At 69.0% G+C, this 17,015-nt stretch carries 18 protein-coding genes; 8 read left to right on the top strand and 10 right to left on the bottom strand.

The genetic code is table 11. The annotated features are described in order from the left end of the window. Nucleotides 1–4: 4 nt before the first annotated feature. Nucleotides 5–562: a telomere-protecting terminal protein Tpg gene (gene tpg, locus ACSURM_RS38975; RefSeq protein ID WP_436961422.1), complete on the top strand. Its 558-nt coding sequence runs from the start codon at nucleotides 5–7 to the stop codon at nucleotides 560–562. Between the two features lie 267 nt (nucleotides 563–829). Here the strand turns inward: tpg (ACSURM_RS38975) and ACSURM_RS38970 are convergent, their stop codons facing one another. Together ACSURM_RS38970 and ACSURM_RS38965 are read right to left on the bottom strand one after the other, a co-directional pair. After that, nucleotides 830–4,219: a tetratricopeptide repeat protein gene (locus ACSURM_RS38970; RefSeq protein WP_436961421.1), complete on the bottom strand. Its 3,390-nt coding sequence runs from the start codon at nucleotides 4,217–4,219 to the stop codon at nucleotides 830–832. 187 nt (nucleotides 4,220–4,406) lie between these two features. Further along, on the bottom strand, nucleotides 4,407–4,922 hold the full coding sequence (locus ACSURM_RS38965) for a hypothetical protein (RefSeq protein WP_436961420.1): 516 nt from the start codon (nucleotides 4,920–4,922) through the stop codon (nucleotides 4,407–4,409). A gap of 691 nt (nucleotides 4,923–5,613) precedes the next feature. On the opposite strand from ACSURM_RS38965, the gene ACSURM_RS38960 reads away from it, so the two are divergent. Both ACSURM_RS38960 and ACSURM_RS38955 read left to right on the top strand, forming a co-directional pair. After that, a complete protein-coding gene (locus ACSURM_RS38960; protein WP_436960774.1) occupies nucleotides 5,614–5,853 on the top strand; it encodes a hypothetical protein in 240 nt (79 codons plus the stop codon). Between the two features lie 9 nt (nucleotides 5,854–5,862). Continuing rightward, entirely contained in the window at nucleotides 5,863–6,711 is an 849-nt protein-coding gene (locus ACSURM_RS38955) for a helix-turn-helix domain-containing protein (protein ID WP_436961419.1), read from the top strand. 410 nt (nucleotides 6,712–7,121) lie between these two features. Here ACSURM_RS38955 and ACSURM_RS38950 read toward each other — a convergent pair whose 3' ends face one another. Both ACSURM_RS38950 and ACSURM_RS38945 read right to left on the bottom strand, forming a co-directional pair. Then, nucleotides 7,122–7,721, bottom strand: coding sequence for a DinB family protein (locus ACSURM_RS38950; RefSeq protein ID WP_436961418.1), 600 nt, complete (start codon nucleotides 7,719–7,721; stop codon nucleotides 7,122–7,124). A gap of 136 nt (nucleotides 7,722–7,857) precedes the next feature. Next, the gene (locus ACSURM_RS38945; RefSeq protein WP_436961417.1) at nucleotides 7,858–8,853 is read right to left on the bottom strand and encodes a hypothetical protein; all 996 of its coding nucleotides are present in this window, start codon (nucleotides 8,851–8,853) and stop codon (nucleotides 7,858–7,860) included. Nucleotides 8,854–8,984: 131 nt separating this feature from the next. On the opposite strand from ACSURM_RS38945, the gene tpg (ACSURM_RS38940) reads away from it, so the two are divergent. The 5 genes from tpg (ACSURM_RS38940) (at nucleotide 8,985) to ACSURM_RS38920 (ending at nucleotide 12,339) form a co-directional block, all read left to right on the top strand. Beyond that, on the top strand, nucleotides 8,985–9,677 hold the full coding sequence (gene tpg / locus ACSURM_RS38940; RefSeq protein WP_436961416.1) for a telomere-protecting terminal protein Tpg: 693 nt from the start codon (nucleotides 8,985–8,987) through the stop codon (nucleotides 9,675–9,677). 103 nt (nucleotides 9,678–9,780) lie between these two features. Continuing rightward, nucleotides 9,781–10,566, top strand: a complete 786-nt coding sequence (locus tag ACSURM_RS38935) for a hypothetical protein (protein WP_436961415.1) — start codon at nucleotides 9,781–9,783, stop codon at nucleotides 10,564–10,566. Between the two features lie 266 nt (nucleotides 10,567–10,832). Then, nucleotides 10,833–11,660, top strand: coding sequence for a restriction endonuclease (locus ACSURM_RS38930; protein WP_436961414.1), 828 nt, complete (start codon nucleotides 10,833–10,835; stop codon nucleotides 11,658–11,660). A gap of 189 nt (nucleotides 11,661–11,849) precedes the next feature. Further along, nucleotides 11,850–12,092 carry a hypothetical protein gene (locus tag ACSURM_RS38925; protein WP_436961413.1) on the top strand — a complete coding sequence of 81 codons (243 nt, stop codon included), beginning with the start codon at nucleotides 11,850–11,852 and terminating at the stop codon, nucleotides 12,090–12,092. Next, nucleotides 12,082–12,339 carry a hypothetical protein gene (locus ACSURM_RS38920; protein WP_436961412.1) on the top strand — a complete coding sequence of 86 codons (258 nt, stop codon included), beginning with the start codon at nucleotides 12,082–12,084 and terminating at the stop codon, nucleotides 12,337–12,339. Before ACSURM_RS38925 ends, ACSURM_RS38920 begins: the two co-directional genes overlap by 11 nt. A gap of 187 nt (nucleotides 12,340–12,526) precedes the next feature. Here the strand turns inward: ACSURM_RS38920 and ACSURM_RS38915 are convergent, their stop codons facing one another. From ACSURM_RS38915 to ACSURM_RS38890, 6 genes are all read right to left on the bottom strand, one after another. Further along, entirely contained in the window at nucleotides 12,527–12,907 is a 381-nt protein-coding gene (locus ACSURM_RS38915) for a hypothetical protein (protein ID WP_436961411.1), read from the bottom strand. Between the two features lie 51 nt (nucleotides 12,908–12,958). Further along, the gene (locus tag ACSURM_RS38910; RefSeq protein WP_436961410.1) at nucleotides 12,959–13,399 is read right to left on the bottom strand and encodes a RapZ C-terminal domain-containing protein; all 441 of its coding nucleotides are present in this window, start codon (nucleotides 13,397–13,399) and stop codon (nucleotides 12,959–12,961) included. Nucleotides 13,400–13,442: 43 nt separating this feature from the next. Beyond that, a complete protein-coding gene (locus ACSURM_RS38905) occupies nucleotides 13,443–13,691 on the bottom strand; it encodes a hypothetical protein (protein WP_436961409.1) in 249 nt (82 codons plus the stop codon). Between the two features lie 193 nt (nucleotides 13,692–13,884). Then, complete coding sequence (locus ACSURM_RS38900) at nucleotides 13,885–14,367, bottom strand: hypothetical protein (RefSeq protein ID WP_436961408.1); 483 nt, start codon at nucleotides 14,365–14,367, stop codon at nucleotides 13,885–13,887. Between the two features lie 320 nt (nucleotides 14,368–14,687). Beyond that, entirely contained in the window at nucleotides 14,688–15,161 is a 474-nt protein-coding gene (locus ACSURM_RS38895) for a helix-turn-helix domain-containing protein (protein WP_436961407.1), read from the bottom strand. Then, nucleotides 15,158–15,916 (bottom strand): hypothetical protein, encoded by a 759-nt coding sequence (locus ACSURM_RS38890; RefSeq protein ID WP_436961406.1) that lies wholly within the window; start codon nucleotides 15,914–15,916, stop codon nucleotides 15,158–15,160. The genes ACSURM_RS38895 and ACSURM_RS38890 overlap by 4 nt, the downstream gene beginning before the upstream one ends. Between the last annotated feature and the right edge of the window lie 1,099 nt (nucleotides 15,917–17,015).

The raw sequence follows: 17,015 nt of genomic DNA, 5'->3' as shown, positions 1-17,015 counted from the left end.
CACGATGGTCGACTCGATCGGGGACAGCCTGGACCGCGCACTGGAATCGGCGTTCACCCGCCGCCCCCCGCAAAGCGCCCAGGCGCAGATGAAGTACCTGGTCAAGCAGCTCAAGGGCACCAAGGCCACCGCGCAGGCGCTCGGGATCTCCCAGCGCACCGTGGAGCGCTACGTCGCCGGCAAGCTCAAGCGGCCCCGCCAGGACCTGCGCGGCCGCCTCGAGCGCGAGGTCAAGAAACGCTGGCAGCCGCAGGTGCGGGCGAAGGCCAAGAAGAAGGCGGCCTCCACCGACGGCCTGGTCGTCTCCACCCGCGCCCGGTTCGGATTCACCGCCGCGCCGGGCACCACCGACGACGCCCGGATCCGCGACATCACCCAGGCCCTGCCCCCCGAGTTCGCGGACCGCCTCTTCACCGCCCGGGACCAGGGCGCCACCGAGAAGCAGCTCCAGCAGATCGCAGCCGACGGCCTCGCCCAGATGTACTTCCGCGCCAACAACACCCGCGCGCACGGCTTGGGCGTGGAGTTCACCGACGTGGAGCACATCGAGATCGAGCTGTAGCACAGGCTCCTGGCACGTGCGCCGTGTCCCCGGCATTGCAACTGCCGGGGACACGGCGGTTCGCATCCTACGGAAGGCCCGCCGCGTCAACTCGTGCGCGCGGCGCGGCGACGTGCCCACCTGGACAGCCACGGCGCGGCGGCGCGTTGACGCTCCGGCCGAACACCTACAGGCGCGCGTTGTCCTTTCATGCCGAACTTCCGGCAATGGCGAGCCAGTTCATCTCAGAAAGCTTGGCTGCGCACCGCTTGCCGAGGTGCGCAGGTGTCAACAACGCTCCTGATCAACGCATCTAGTGCGTCCGTCACGCTTTGCAATAGCCGAAGCGAGATTGCCTCGAAACATCGCCGTGATTGGGTGCTCTTCCCCCAGCACCCATTCGATTTCGGTGAGGTTCCGCTCGTACAGGGGGATGGCGCGGTCGAGGTCCCCCGCCGACTGATAGGCGTAGGCCAGGTTGTTGCGGCAGGTGATGGTGGATGGGTGGTTCTCGCCCAGCACTCGTTCGGTTTCGGTGAGAGTCCGCTCGTACAGGGGGATGGCGCGGCCCAGATCCCCCACCCACTGATAGGCGCCAGCGAGGCTGTTTCGGGAGGTCAGGGTGGATGGGTGGTCTTCGCCCAGCACTCGTTCGGTTTCGGTGAGAGTCCGCTCGTACAGCGGGATGGCGCGGCCCAGATCCCCCACCCACTGATAGGCGCCAGCGAGGTTATGGCGGGAGACCAGGGTGTCGGGGTGGATTTCGCCCAGCACCCGCACCCGGTCGTTGAGGGTCTGCTCGTACAGCGGGATGGCGCGGCCCAAGTCCCCCGCCGCCTCGTAGGCGTAGGCCAAGTCGTTGTGGGAGGCCAGGGTTGAAGGGTGGTTCTGGCCCAGCACCCGAACCCGGTCGTTGAGGGTCTGCTCGTACAGCGGGATGGCGCGGCCCAGATCCCCCACCGACTGGTAGGCGCCGGCCAGGTTGTCGCGGCAGGTGATGGTGGATAGATGGTTCTCGCCCAGCACTCGTTCGGTTTCGGTGAGAGTCCGCTCGTACAGGGGGATGGCGCGGTCGAGGTCCCCCGCCGACTGGTAGGCGTAGGCAAGGTTGTGGCGGCATGTCAGGGTGCCAGGGTGGTCTTCGCCGAGCACCCGCTCGGTGTCAGTGAGGGTCTGCTCGAACAAGGGGATGGCCCGATTCAGGTCACCCGCCGACTGGTAGGCGTAGGCAAGGTTGTGGCTGCATGTCAGGGTGCCGGGGTGGTCTTCGCCCAGCACCCGCACCCGGTCGTTGAGGGTCTGCTCGTACAGCGGGATGGCGCGGTCGAGGTCCCCCGCCGACTGGTAGGCATCGGCCAGGTTGTGGCTGCATGTCAGGGTGCCGGGGTGGTCTTCGCCCAGCACCCGCACCCGGTCGTTGAGGGTCTGCTCGTACAGGGGGATGGCGCGGTCGAGGTCCCCCGCCGACTGGTAGGCATCGGCCAGGTTGTGGCTGCATGTCAGGGTGCCGGGGTGGTCTTCGCCCAGCACCCGCACCCGGTCGTTGAGGGTCTGCTCGTACAGCGGGATGGCGCGGTCGAGGTCCCCCGCCTCCTCGTAGGCGCCGGCCAGGTTGTTACGGGAGTTCAAGGTGTCGGGGTGGTCTTCGCCCAGCACCCGCACCCGGTCGTTGAGGGTCTGCTCGTACAGCGGGATGGCGCGGTCGAGGTCCCCCGCCTCCTCGTAGGCGCCGGCCAGGTTGTTACGGGAGTTCAAGGTGTCGGGGTGGTCTTCGCCCAGCACCCGCACCCGGTCGTTGAGGGTCTGCTCGTACAGCGGGATGGCGCGGTCGAGGTCCCCCGCCGACTGGTAGGCGCTGGCCAGGTTGTTACGGGAGTTCAAGGTGCCAGGGTGGTCTTCGCCCAGCACCCGCTCGGTGTCAGTGAGGGTCTGCTCGAACAAGGGGATGGCCCGATTCAGGTCACCCGCCGACTTATAGGCGCTGGCGATGTTGTTACGCAGGGTCAGCGTAGTGGGATGGTCCTCCCCTAACACCCGCTCGGTGTCAGTGAGGGTCCCCTCGTACAGGGGGATAGCCCGGTCCAGGTCACCCGCTGACTCATAAGCGGCAGCAAGGTTGTTACGCGAGGCAAGTGTGTCAGGGTGGTCCTTTCCCAGCACCCGCACGCGGTCAGTGAGGGTTTTCTCTAAGAGTGGGATGGCCCGGTCCAAGTCCCCCGCCGACTTATAAACGCCGGCAAGGTTGTTGTGGGAGGCCAAAGCGAGGGGATCGTCTTCACCCAGCACCCCGTCTATGAAAATGATTGCGCGTTGAAGGAGTGGGATAGCGCGGGCGGGCTGGCCTTGGTCGTTAATGAAGACTGCGGTGCGGTGGAGGATGTCTGCGGTGGCAGGGGTGTCAGTGTCCGAAGTGGTGTGGTCGGTGAGGGCGTCGATGTGGGGGAGCACGGTTCGCCAGACGGGCCAAGTGTCGGGGGTGTCCCAGGTGGGGGGCAGGAGGGCGTGCAGGTTGACAGTGGCTTGGTCTCGGGCTTGGGCGATGAGGGTGGGGGTGCGGTGGGGGTCGTCGGGGTCGGGGGTGCGGGCGAGGGCCTGGACGAGGCGGTGGACGGACAGGGTCTGGGTAGCGGGGTCAGGGGTGACCAGGTTGTAGGCGGTCAGTAGGCCGAGCGCTGTGTGCATGGCGGGTGGGTTGTCGGGGCGGACCGCCAGGGTGGCGGGGATGTGGTCGGGGGCGTACCAGGCCAGGGTGCGCAGCAGGTCGGCGGCCTGGGGCTGGAGATGGGTGATGCGGTCGAGGGTAATGTTCCAGATCCGGGCGATGGTCCGCTCGGCGGGAGTCGTCACCGCACCCTGCCGGTACATCGCCGCCGGGTGCCGGGAGAGCAACTTCAGGTAGGTGCGCGGGGTGGTGAGCGGGTTCTGCGCAAGGTAGGCGGCAGCCTGTTCCACCGCGAGGGGCAGGTGGCCGAGTTCGTCGCACAGCTCGGCGGCGCCGTCCAGGCTACGCCCAGGGCTCGTCGTGATGACGGTCCTGGTGAGCAGGGCGAGGGATTCGTCGGGGTGAAGGATGTCGAGGCGGACCAGCGTGACTGCGGTGCTCCAGGCGGTGGCGAGGCGGCTGGTAATCAGGAACCGGCCGCCTCGGGCGCGGGCGAGCAGGCCGGCGATGTGGGCGGGGTCGGTGACGTTGTCCAGGACGATCAGCCAGCCGGTGTGGCTGGCCAGCCACTGCAGGCCCCACTCGGTGAGCGCCTCGACCGGCAGGACTCTGGCCAGGACGGGCTGCAGGGCGGTGGCGAGGTCGGCCAGGCCCTGTCGCACCGCGGCCGGGCTGTCCGCGGTGATCCATCGGACCGGGGCGTGGCCGTGGGGGCGGGTGGCGACCCAGTGGGCGGCCAGGGCGCTCTTACCGATCCCGCCCAGCCCGTGCACGGCCTGGACCAGGGCCACACCGGGAGCGGCGAGGGCAGCGTCGAGCCACTCGAGTTCGTTGCCGCGTCCCACGAACAGACCCGGCCCCTGGGGCAGGTCGTCCAGACCCGCGCAGGCCTCCACCTCGGCAGGAGGCCGCAGCTCCCCCGGGGGCAGGTGCACGGTGGAGTTGTAGATGCCGGAAACGGCGATCCCCCCGCCGGTGGCCGTCGCGTCCCCGCTGCGCAGCACCTCCTGCCACATCCCCCCAGGCCCGCGAGCCGTGGACGGCCGGATACTGCCGTCAGCCGGTGGAGCCTGGCCGTTGCCGCCCGTATCCGCTCGCACAGCCGGGATGGTGCCTGTTCCCGTGCTGTCCTTGCGCCGCGGCCAACGGACCATGCCGCCCCCCCTGTACTTCCCTCGTCGCTTTCCGACGCTCCCGGCCGGTCTATTCGTTGACGATGCCGCTGACGGCGCTGGAGCCCGCCCCGGTGGCCTCGGCGTCCCCAGTGTGCACCGCCCGCGTCGGGCCCGGGCCGCCGGCGCTCTTCTTGATACCGGTGACCGCGCTTCCCCCGTCATGCGCCACCGCCCGCCCCGTGGCGACGGCCGTATCACCGGTCGACGCGGCGACGAACGCCAGCAGTTCACGCAGTTCCCTGGCCGCGCGGTCGCGCCCGGCATCGTCGAGACCCTCCAGCAGGGCCTCGAACCGCCCGGCCCACAGGCCCTCCTGCCGCAGCCGTTCCACAGCAGCGTCTCCCTCACCATCTGCAACCAGGACCCGGGCGGTGTGATCGAGCCGTTCGAGTTCGGCCTGCGCCCGCGCGGCATCACCACGGCCGAAGATCAGCCCGACCCGCCGCCGCAGCTCGTTCCAAGCATCCGTACCCGCGGCCTGCACCACCGCGCCGCCACCCGCAGCCGCCAATGCCGTCAACGCCGTCAACGCCTCCGCCAACATGCCCTGTTCCTTCCCGTATTCGCGATCGGGCCGCCCACCGCCCTCGCTTTTGCAACACCGAGGGACCTCACAACCGTCATCCCACAACACGTCCAGCAGCCATGCGGAGTTCCCGGCCCTGACACCGGCCGCAGCGGCCGGTTCCCGCACCGCCGGCGTCGGGCCGGGAAACGCGGACGAGCCGACAGCATGTGCTGTCGGCTCGTTGCTGCGAACCCGGAGCCAACCAGGGCCCGCATGATGTCCCTGATCAACCTTGTTGGAACCACGTGGTGCAGGGGCGTAGCGGGATGCTCGCAGCGTTGAAGCGTCCGGGGCAACCCAAACTGGTTTACGTCTGGGTGTTTACATGATCATCCGCACGGCTGTGGCGTGCCCCCGGATTGGTACTGGCGAGCGAACCCGTAACCGCCCTGGTCGGCGCCTTCTTCGTCACGGAGCGTTCCGGTCCTTTGGCCAAGGATCCGTTCCGATCCGCCTTGAGGCCCGCGCATATGCCTATGGGCTACCAAATTATTGGGTGAGATGAGACTGAATGAAATCAGGCTATCGGTCGTGACGTGTGGTCACGGGGTGGCAGCATTTCCGTCACCGCGACCGGCGAGCCAACCGCCCAGCGGCACAGCCTTGTTGGAACCCGAACCACCCTGCCGTCACGAACGGCCACGATCACATAGTGCAGGAGCTTTCCATGTTGCCCACCGTCGTCGGCCCGAGGCCGCGACCGAACTTCCCCGAGGCCGTCATCATCACGGTCATGGTCCTCCTCGTGACCCTCCTGGTCATCATGGGGATGGAGCCGGTCAAGGCCGTGCTGGTCGTCGGCTGCGCCGGCCTCTTCGGAGCCGCTGTCGTGCAGGCCTGCACCACCAGCAAGCTGCCCGCGCTCCTTCGCCCCACCTGGGCAGAGCTGCAGGCCACCACCGCCTGACCCATCACCATGTCCACCGTTCGGAAGGTCCGGCGCCTCAAGAAGGTGCCGGACGGCCCCGTGGGTCAGCTCGCTTCCGCTCTGCGGCGCAGCCGCGCCGCGCTGGGACTCACTCAAGCGCAGGCGGCCGACGCCATCGACAAGTCAACCTCGACAGTTCAGCGAGCTGAAGCCGGTGCTGTCGTCCCCAAGAAGTGCGTGATCGACGGATACGTCGCCAAGCTGGGGCTCGATCCCCAAGAAGCGCGACTGCTCTACGAGAACGCCACGCGGTCCCCCGGCCGGCAGCGCCGCCCCCTGACCCCAGCTCCGCATCCGCGCATGGTGAGTACAGCGGAGGAGCTGGGCAGGGCTCTGGCCAGAGCCTGGGAGGAGGACAACCGCCCGTCCATGCAGACCATGGAAGACCGGGTGGGCGCCATACGGGACGCGGACGAGGGGCGGAAACGGTTCGCGTTCCTGTCCCGAAGCGCCGCGTACCGGATCTCCCACCGTCAGCAGCTGCCCAGCAGCGTCGAACAGCTCCGGGCGTACCTGTACGCCTGCCAGGTCAAGGAACGCCGGTTCCCCGTCTGGATCAGGGCCTATCACCGCGTCAAGGCCAAAGAGCACCAGGAGGCGACGGTCAAGCAGACGACCGAAGGCGAAGAACGCAGGAGATGGCGCGGGTGGGAAGGCCGGCGTCAGGCCACCGAGATCATGCTCGGCGCCGGACTACGCCCGACCGAACCCTTCCCCGGCTCCGTCACCGCCCCCTGGGCGGCTCAGTGTGTGACCTGCGGTCTGCTCGGCCGGTTCCGCCTGTCCGCTGTCATGCAGGGCAACGGGTGCCGCGAGTGCGCAGTCCCGCCACCGTGAAGTTGACCGGCCTGCCGGTGCCGGACGGCCTGGGGATGCTGAGAGGCCCCGCCCTGCGCTGCTGCGCCGGTGCGGGGCCTCATACGCGTATCCGCGGGGGGTCGGATGTTCATGCACGCGCTGCCGTGTCCAACGCCCGAGCTGTCCGTGCGGTCACGGGCTGCCGGGGTTGTCCTGTGGCCCGTCGCCATCTGCTGGACGCGCGCATCCCCCACGGGTGCCGGTCCCGGGTGATCAAGCGTCGTCCAGCCCGGCCGAGGCCGGTCACGGCGGCGCCCAGCAGTCCCACCGACACCGACGGGTCGTCGACCGAGGCCACCCCGCAGAACACCGAGCTGACCGCGACGAGAATTGGTGGGCTGAGCGTGACATGTAACGGAAGTTTCTTCGGGCCTGTTGGAATCGCTGACCTACGCGACTTGATCAGTGCCCGGTTGCGCGGCCCTGGCAGCGCGCTCAATTTCCAAGCACCGGTTGGCCCAGAACACCGCATCCCGTTCCCGCTGGGCGGCGCTGGCCCCGTCGACTCCCACCGTGCCATCGAGTTGCTCGCGCAGGATGTCGGCGTGACCGGCGTGCCGACTGGTCTCGGCGAGGATGTGGACCAGGACGTTGAAGAGCTTCACTTCGGGATGCGGCCACCACGGCACGTGGCCAGGGGCGTCGATGGCCAGGGCTTCGATCGTCGCGTCGGCGTGTTCCCACACTCGCCGGTATCGGTCGACGATCTCCGCACGACTCTCGCGCTCGGTCACCCACATGTCAGCGCCGCGCTCTGTTTCATCGTCCCACCGGGGCAGAGGCTCGGGGAACGGCCGGTCGAAGACCTCCCCGAAGTACCTGGCCTCCCAGAACGACAGGTGCTTGACCAGGCCGAGAAGGTTGGTCCCGGTTGAGGTCAGCGGGCGACGGACGTCGTATTCGGAGAGCCCGTCGAGCTTCGACAGCATCGCCTCGCGGATCCAACGAAGGTCGTTGTGCAGGTAGTTCTTCGCATAGGCATCGATCATGAGACGCGAGCCTGCCAGTTGCCTTTAGGGGGCTCAACCTCACACCGCGCCTTGGCCGCGAACCGTTCAACCGCCGCCAGCCGGATCTGGGTGACAACACGCGTGTCATGCTCAACTCGCCGACTGAAGCGCTCAGTCACATCCGTTCGGCCGCCGACCCGCCGCCTGTCGTGCCCGGCCCGGAGGAGGGCGTACGGCTGCTCAGCAGCTCATCGTCCAGCGCATGACGGGCGGCCGCCAGGAACTCTCGGCGCGCCACATCCAGGCGCGTGTACTCGCCGGCCATGAGGTCCAGCATCGCGATGCGTCCGTCGTCCATGGTGTCTCGCAGCAGCACTTCCACTTCCTGGGCCGGCATCCCCAGGACCTCCCGCAGGCAACTCACCGCTGACTCGTAAGATCGCTCAAGCGCCTCGTAGGCGATCTGAGGGTCAGCCATCAGGGCGTCAGGGAGGGGTACATAGCTGCTAAGCGCTGCGGTCGTACCCGGTCGCGCGTGTGCGGACGACCGTATGACGGATGTGTGTGCCTCCCTCACCCTCTGCAACGCATGCTGTAGTTGCCCCAGCGCGGAAAAGGCATCGTGCACGGGAGTAGCAAGCTGCTCCATCCGGGCAACGGCACGACGCTCATCATCCAGCGCGGAGTAGAACCTTCTCCATACACGAGCCCCAAAACCATCCTGGGTCGCCAGCGAGATCAGCTCCTCGCAGCATGCCATCAGTTCCGCCGCTGCCTCGATCACCACTAGCGGCCCTTCCAGCTCCAGCACCACGAAAGCCCGCTTCACATCGCGCCACGCCGCGCTCAGCGTTACGTCATCAGCATCGGCTCCGTTGAGCATTTCGTTCGCATGCGCCGTCACCGCCTCGGACGCGAGGAGGAACGACGACCATGCCTCCCGCCGCACCCCCCGACGCCAGTGATCGTGGACCGAGTCTGACTGCGCGCGCACCGCGTCCAAGGCGGCCGTATAGGTCGCCTCCGCTTGGGCCAGGCCCGCCTGATGTGTGGCCTGAGCAGATCTCAGTGCTGCTCGCAGTTGCCATCGGCCGATCAACAGGCTGGCGAGAACTCCGACAACCGCTACCGCTGCGGCGGCGACCGCCCCGACCCCTTGTAAGTCCATCAAGGGGAGATTCTGCCGACAGGCGACGCTGACGGCCAGCACAACCTCGATGTCGTGCTTGCCCGCCCGCCGCGGTGCCGTCCGGCAGGACCACCCGCACCGGCACCGGCAGGCCGTCCGGAGGAGTCGTCGTCATGCCCACCACGGTAGGCAGCCCCGCCCGCCTCGAGCGCGGTCACCCGCGCGGGTGCCAGATCATCGGCCTCTGTCCACAGGCGGCCCGGCGTGTCCTGGGCGGCATGGACGACACCACACCGCCGCCGACCTCGCGCCCCGGCACGATCCGCGCCGCGCTTGTACGGGCCGAGCGCGCCGTGTTCACCCGCCCCGCCCCGAAATCCCCGCGAGCCCAGATGGAATTCCTTCGCACACGTGTGAAGGGCTCGACGCAGGCCTTGGCCGAGCGCCTCGGCGTGTCCCGGCGCACGGTGCAGCGCTACCTCGCCGGAGCCGCCACGAAGCCTCACAAGCGCCTCCGGGAGGTTCTGACGCAGGAGACCGAGGAGCACTGGCAACCGCAGGTCAGAGCGCAGGCGAGGCGGCGCGCGGCGACCTCCGGCGGTCTTGTCATCACCTGCCGGGCCACCTTCGGCTTCACCGCGAACGGCACCTCGGACGACGCCCGGGTGCGGGACATCATGACCGCTGTCTCGCCCTCGCACGCCGCCCGGATCCTGGAGGCGCAGGAGCGCGGAGCGACGGACGATGAGCTGCAACCGCTGCTCGCTGAGGCCATCACCGAGTCCTATTTCCGCGAGGGAGGGACAGCTCGCGCGGGCCTGCGCGCCGATTTCCGGGACGTCGATTACCTCCAGATAGATTTCTGACCGCGCCGAATACCCGGCTGCTATAAACCTGTCTACGGCTGCCGCGCACCCGCCCGACAGCCGGGAACTCCGTCACCCGTTTCCGCCACGATTGGGAGGCTCCGTGAGCACCCCTGTTCCCCCATCCCGCCGCCGGCACGTCTCGGCGCCCGGCGCGGCCGCACCCCGCCAGCCGGTCGACCAGGCCAAGGTCGGCCGCCGCGCGGTGCGCCGCCGCGCCGCCGGGATGACCGCGACCGAGGCCGCGGCCGCGCTCGAGGACGCCCGACTGCAACAGCACCTGGACCGCGACCGCGAGGACCTGGCCGGCAACGAACGCGGCCCGGCCGAAGTAGCCGAGTGGGAGCGCATCGCACTGTTGCTCGCCACCACTGGCGGCGTCTACGACCCCGAGACCGACGCCGTCGTCCAGGACGAGCTCGCCGCCGACCGGCGAGCCGCCCAAGCCGAGCAGCAGCGCCTGAAGGCCCAGCAGCAGCTCGCCGCCCGCGCCGACGAACTCGCCGCGCTCGCCGGAGCCGGCCGGCTCGACCGGACCGTGGAAAGCCTGCCAGGAGACGAGGCCGCCCGCAACCTCCTGGCCCAGCGCGGCGACTACCGCTACCCGAAGGTCGACAACTGGCTGGCGCAGGCCCTCGCCGACCACTCCGGCCACTACGCCGACCCGGCCGCGCGCACGGCCGCCGTCGGCTCCCTGCCCCCGGCGGTGCGCGCCCACGCCGCCCTGCTCGCCGCACTCGCCCGCACCGACGCCCGAGCCTGCGACGGCGAGCTGGAGTTCGCCGCCCGTCTCGCCCAGGCCAACCCGGCCGCTACCAACGCGCTCGCCGCCTGGCTCGACCGCGCCCTCGCTCCCACCGACCCGGCAGACACGGGCAGCGCGCGGTGAGCGCGGCCGACCGCGTGGTGGCCTTCTGGGAGGAGGTGACCGGTGCGGCACTCGCTATGAGGGCTTGACGGCTGACGGCCAGGTCCACGTCGACTAGGCACCACCGCTCGGGAAGCCCTGGCCGCACGGGAAGCTCAGCGACGGGAAGCGGCTTGGGGCGCCGACGGGGCCGACCAGCTCCAGGCGCTCCGTGACCGCAGCGGCCACGAAGTGCAGGCCACCGAAAGCGCGCGGGTATTGTCAGTGGTACCTGAGACCGTGTCGGTATGTACGTCGCCTCCGCTGGTTCACCAGCCATTCTGTGGTTCCTGCCGCTCGTGCTCTTAGCGTCAACAACTGCTGGTTGGCTACTAGCAACGAAACATCACAGACGCCAGCAGTCCACCGTCTTCCAGTGCCAACGTTCGTGCTGCTCCCCGGCACGCGTTGATGGGCTGGACCACCGAGAGTTCGAGTACCTCGTTCGCGACCTCATGATCCGCGATGGCGCGACCAACGTGCGGAGAGTCGGTGGAGCAGGAGACAACGGGGCAGACGTCATGGCAACGGATCCTGCCGGTCAGCTCTGGATCATTCAGTGCAAGCATCGCAAGCAGGGACTGGGCGGCAAGATGGTTGGGGTTCAAGAACTCCAGGTCCTCAACGGGACCGGCCGCCCAGTGCACAAAGGCAACGTCGTCGTGTTGGTGACTAACGGCGCAGTCAGCAGGCGGGCCCATGGTTTCGCCAAGTCCCAGAAGCTCGAGATCATCGACCGCCTACTCTTGGAGGACTGGATCGCGGGCGACCGTCCGGCCTGGGACCTGCTCGGACTCAAGGGCTGCACCGCCCCTTCCGCCCTCTCCTATGGTGAATCTGAAGCGCTTGACGGTTCGAGCGAACCCGTCTACTCGCTCGCGGAGGCCTACAACGCTGGGTTGGTGCCCTGGAAGCCAGCCACGATGCGGCAGTACCTGCTGCGCTCACAGCGGCGTGGCATCCCGCTCCCCCGCAGCAGAGATGGGTTGGGACACCTCTACACCGCCGCGGAACTTGGCGACTGGCTAGGCCACTGGCGGGCTCAGGGAACTGCTCCTCACCAGCAACCCGAGTAGGCGATGGTTCCGCCGTTCTCGAAAACCTCCCAGCCACCCTCTACTCACTACTCACAGTAGCCCTGGCCCGCGAGGCTTCTGGGCCGCTAGGCTGGCCGACGGCGCAGCGTTTGGTCCGTACCGTCCCGGCGCGCCCCGCGCCGGCGCTACGGTGAGGACACACGCCAGCAACCCGTCCAGGAGCCCCGGATGAGCCAGCAGCCGGCCCCCGCGCCCGTACCCGACCGTCAGCCCCTCGATGAGAACGCCGCCGCGTCGATCCGCGCGTATGCGGCCGACCAGCGCGCGAAGGTCGACGTCCTCGCCTCGGTGCTGGAGGACATCGCGGAGAACGGCTACCCGAGCCCCGAGTCCGGTGTGCTGTGGGAGGAAGCCCGCGACGCCCACCTGGAGCGCCTCGCCGACGAGCAGCAGTCCCGCCGTGTCGCCTGAGCACGCACCGCGCCGGTCCCAGGTCGTCCTGGTGGAGCCCGCGCTGAGCCAGCTGGAGAAGCTGACGGCGGCCGAGACACACCGCCTGGACCGCGCGATCGTCGCGATCAGCGTCAACCCCGAGCTGGGCACCCCGGTGCCCGGCACCCTGCTGCGCGACTACGTGGACGACGTCGACGGGGTCCGGGTGATCTACTACGTGACCGCCCTCCGGCAGATCACGATCGTGGCGTACGTCGAAGCCTGAAGCAGCAAGCAGCGCCCCGGACCGCAACGGATCCGGGGCGCTGCTGCATGTGCTGAACGGCGGGCGAGGGCGTGCTGCACCGGGAGGCCGGCGGCCGGGCGGCACACGGGTGCTGCTCGTGCAGCAGGGCCGGGTGCTGCAGCAGCGGATCCGTGCAGCACCCGGCCGAGGGTCTGCTGCACGGCGGTCAGTTGCTGCCGGTGGCCCACCGCTCCATGGGGCTCGGGTCGTTTTTCAGCAGGGTGTCGCGGCGGTACTGCGCGGTGGCCCGCTTGACGTTCATGGCCTTCGCCAGCTCGCCGTACGAGCCGCCTTCTGCCGCATGCTGACGGACGGCGGCGTTCTGGATGCCCCCCAGCCGGTCCAGCAGCTCGGCGGACGTCGCGATAGTCGTCTCGAGGTCATCGAGGCTCGCCCCGCCGGCGCGGAGCTGCGCGAGGCCGTGCAGAACGGCACCGAACCGCTGGGTGAGCTGGCCGACGTCGTCGCCCAGCGCCTGGGCGTCAGCGGCGGACAGCGGGATCGTGAGGTCGGGGACGGGGTCGGTGTGCTCGGGCTCGGTGGTCACCGGGCTCTCCTCCTGGTGGTGCGGGTCGGACAGGGGCGGGGGGTGCTGCTCTCAGCGGTCGACAACGTCCTTGTCGAGGTCGCGGTGGTGAAGGTCGACGGCCAGACCGCGCCCCGTGTACCGCTCGGCCAGGTCGGCAACCAGGTACGCGGCGGCCCTCTCGGCGTCGCCGGACAGGACGACTGCGAGTGCGTCGGCCACCGTCGCGGAGCGGTGACGACCGCCGGCGCACCCGACGGCCACGGTCAGCGGCTCGTCCTGGCGCGGCCCGGCAAGGTAGGCGTCCACGGTGGCGGCGATGGCGTGCACCAGCGCCGGGACGCCGTCGGTGCCCATCACCGCCTCGCGCACGGGGGCGTCCCGGGCGGTGAGGTAGCGCAGCTCCGGGCGCAGGTGCGGGTCCTTGAACTGGTGGCGCAGGTCGTAGCAGACGCGGGCGGCCGGCTCCTGGCCGTGCAGGTAGCCGAACGAGGTGATCGACACGGTGGTCATCTCAGGCCCTCCCAGGGGCTGTGACGGGTGCGGACGGGGGTCTCTAGAGCCACTCGAAGGCGCGACGGACGTCGTCCGCGGCCACGGCGAGGTTGTCGGCGTGCAGTCGCACGTCGAAGTCGTACGGGTCCTCGGCGGCCACCATGACGCGCTCGGAGGCGGCGTCGAAGACGCCGGCGAACGCCTCGTGGACACCGGCGGCCTTGAGCGCCTGGACGATGTCGTCGGCGCCGCCGCGCCGGACGGCGTCGGCAAGCAGGTTGAGCGCGGCGGCCGCGGCCGGGGCGAGCACGGCCAGGTCCTCACTGCCCGTGGTACCGGCGGCCCGCTCGCCGCCGTCTCGACGCTGCTGATCCGGGCGAGGACCTTCGCCTGCTGCTCCATGAGGACTCCGATCTGATACGCGGTGAGGAAGGTGTCGGTGGTGGCGCGCCCGGGCGGCCGGAGAGCGATGACATTCCTGGGCCGGCCGCCCAGTGGAACGGTCAGGCGTGCTGGGCGAGGTAGCGGGCGGCGGTGTCCACGAACTCGTCGTGCGCGACCATCGCGGCCTCGCGGGCAGCGGTGAGTTCCTCGGTGCTGCCGAAGTGGTCCCGGATCGCGTAGGTCAGCGTGACCATGTGGTCGGCGGCGGCGCGCACGGCCGGGTCCGTGATGAGCACGCGCATCGCAACCAGCGGCCGGGTGACCTGTGAACGGGTCAGGTGGCTCTCACTGCGCAGGGCCTGGACCCGCTCCTGGTCGGCGCCCTTGAGGAGCGCGTCGCCGCGCATCCACATCGTCCGGCGGTGGTCGCTGGCGGCGCAGGCCAGCGCGGTGACGGCCTCCAGGCGGTCCCGCCGGATCGTCTCGCCGTGGCTGACGCGGACGCCGCGTTCGGCGGCCCGCTCCTGGAAGCGACCGGAGACGATCGAGCCGAGCAGCGTGCCGAGGACGGCGAGGGCGGCGGTGACCAGGGTGAGTAACACGGCGAACCCCGGACTGTATGGATTCCCACACAGGAACTGTATGGGAATCTGTACAGCCAGGGGAAGGGGTCACCTCATGATTCTTTTCGCACCGCTTCCGACCTGCGCGTTTCCCGCTGACGGGAAGCGCGCGTACGGATCTGACACTCGCTGCCCGCGCTACGCCGACCGAGCTGCTGACGAGCTGTTTGGCCCTGTACCAGGGAACCTTTGTCCACCCGGACGGGGGCCTTCGGTGTCGGCACCGACACAGGAAACGCGATCGGCGCTGCACCCGTGGAGGGTGCAGCGCCGATGTCCGTGCGAGCGTGCTGGCCTGCTCAGCTGACGGCGTGCAGCGAACCGCGCCTCTTGGCGGCCGCGGCCTTCTTCGCAGCTGCGGCCGCAGCCCGCTTCTTGCGCTGCTCGGCGAGCTGGTCCTGATAGGCGGCGACGGCCCGGTGGTAGTCCGCCACGTAGGTCTTGCTGTCCAGCCGGTCTGTCTTGGGCATCGCCTTGACGGCGTCCAGCGCGTCCTCGGGGGAGTTGTAGCCGGCCAGCATCGGGTTGATCTGGTAGACGCCGTTGCGGACCTTCTTGACGAGCTTGGCCAGCTCCAGCTCCCGCAGTGCGGCGTTCACGCTGGGGCGGCTGAGCCCGAGCAGCTGACCGAGGGTGGCCTGGTCCATCGCGATGCGGCCGCCGGCCTCGCTGCGTGCCCGGAGCTTCAACAGCGCCCGGTAGGCGGCGGGCGGTAGGTCCAGGTCGGCGAGGAGACCGTCGGCGTTGGTCGCCGACCACTTCAAGGTACTCACTGGGCTGATCCCTCCTCCTGGCGCTGCGCGCGGGCCAGCCGGCGTGCAGCGCGTTCCTCGGCCCGCTTCTTCCGTAGCTCCTCGATCGCCTCGCGCATGTGCTCCAGCGACGGGAACCGCACCAGATCCGGCAGGCTCTCGTCCCTACGGATCTTCGCGATCGTCTTGTCCTGGTCGACCTGCACGTACTCGGCTTCCACCAGCTCCGTGCCCGGGATGAACTCCGCTACACGGTACGAGTAGGGCGGGTTGAACTGGTAGACACCGCGGCGCACCTTGAAGACGATGCCATGGCTCATGACCTCCTGCAGCGCCTCATTGATCTTCGCTCGGGGCACGTCCAGGACCGTCGCCATCTCCTCCTGCGTCAGCCGGATCTGCCCGCCGGCCTTCTGGCAGGCGATCAGCAGCAGGATCAGCCGCAGCGGCAGGGCCTCGCGGAAGTACTGCGCGATGAGGAAGAAGAACTCCAGCGAGTCCATGGAGAACGCCTTGGGACGCTCCGGGGTGTCGTAGAACTCCATCGGCTTGCGCTCGCTACTGAGCGAAAGCTTCCGGCGCGGGTAACGGCGAGCGACCGAGTCGAGGTCCTCAACCGGCTGAACCGGCTTGGACCACGCCTGGATCTCATCACCGAGGGGCAGCTCCGTACGGCGCACCGCGCGCTTTGGTGCGGGACGACGGCGCTGTGGCTCGGGTGTCACGAGGCTGCTCTCCACTCCGCTGATCTTGGACGCCAGCAGTATGTCAGCCACGCCGACAAATATGTCGGCCTCACTGACGTTCCGGCGTGTTGTGTCCCCCCAGGGGGGACAGATCTCCCCCCTGCAGGCGACGGCAGACCGCTCGATGGGACACCGACGCGAACGTCGGTCTGGCTGACGTTTCGAGCCTGAAAATGTCGGCGTGGCTGACATTTGCTCGGCGATGTGACTACTCAGCAGGTACATATCGCAAACGTTGTGTACCTCCTGGGGTGACAGATCGCCGGATGTGCAGGGCGCTGACCTGCGGGTTCTTGATCTGCGTAAGTATTAGGTGGCTGAGGTCGACCCGCAGGCGCCGGCCGGACTCAGCCGTGGCTGAGACGGCTTCGCGCGCGGGCCCCTGGGCCCGCGCGGACCGTAGGCGGCACCAGCGGCTCTGAGTCTCGGGCGGTACTGGCCGTGACGGACCAGCAGCAAAAAGGGCGTGGCGGGTGCCGTCGAGGGTTCCGCCGCCCGGCCCGAGGGGCCGTTCGGCTCCGGTACCTCCGCACTCCGAATTCCGAGTTCCCCATTTCTGAGGTTCCGTTCTGTGGGTAAGGTCCATGCAGCGAAGGTGAATTTGTCCGATTCCATCTGTGCTGACTTTCGGTGAAAGCAGAAGTCAAATTTGCGGGTGTTTTTTGCTAGCAATGGTGCGCCGTGCTGATTCCAAACTCTATCTAGCCTCACAAAATGATGCACGCTAACTAGCCCCGATCACCCGATGGAGGTACGCCCGTCCCGGTAGTCCGGCCTTTCACTCTTCTGACTACCTGTCACCCCCCTTCCTCTTGCTGCTGCTCGGGCCGCCAGGCCCGTGGGTGGGCCGCGCGGAGCGTGGCGCACCTGGTGGTACGGCGGGTGACGTGGGGTCAGGCGGTGGGGTGGTGGGTGGCTGGAGCGCAGCGGAGGCCACCGGTCCGGCTGGAGGCCAGCCCCGGCCCGCAATGCGGGCCGGGTGCCCTGCGGTTGGCGGGGCGCGCGGAGCGCGTGCCGCCTGGCGGTGAGCGGAGCGAACCGCATCCGCTCACGCGGAGCGGGAGCGGCCAGGGCGCGCAGCGCCCTGGCTCGCTTCTTCGGGCGAAGCCCGAAGGGACCCGCTCCGCGG

The sequence above is a fragment of the Streptomyces sp. SudanB182_2057 genome, from assembly GCF_964272715.1.
Lineage (GTDB): Bacteria > Actinomycetota > Actinomycetes > Streptomycetales > Streptomycetaceae > Streptomyces > Streptomyces rubradiris.
Note: the sequence above shows the minus strand (reverse complement) of the source record. Positions and strands in the feature narration are given on the sequence as shown.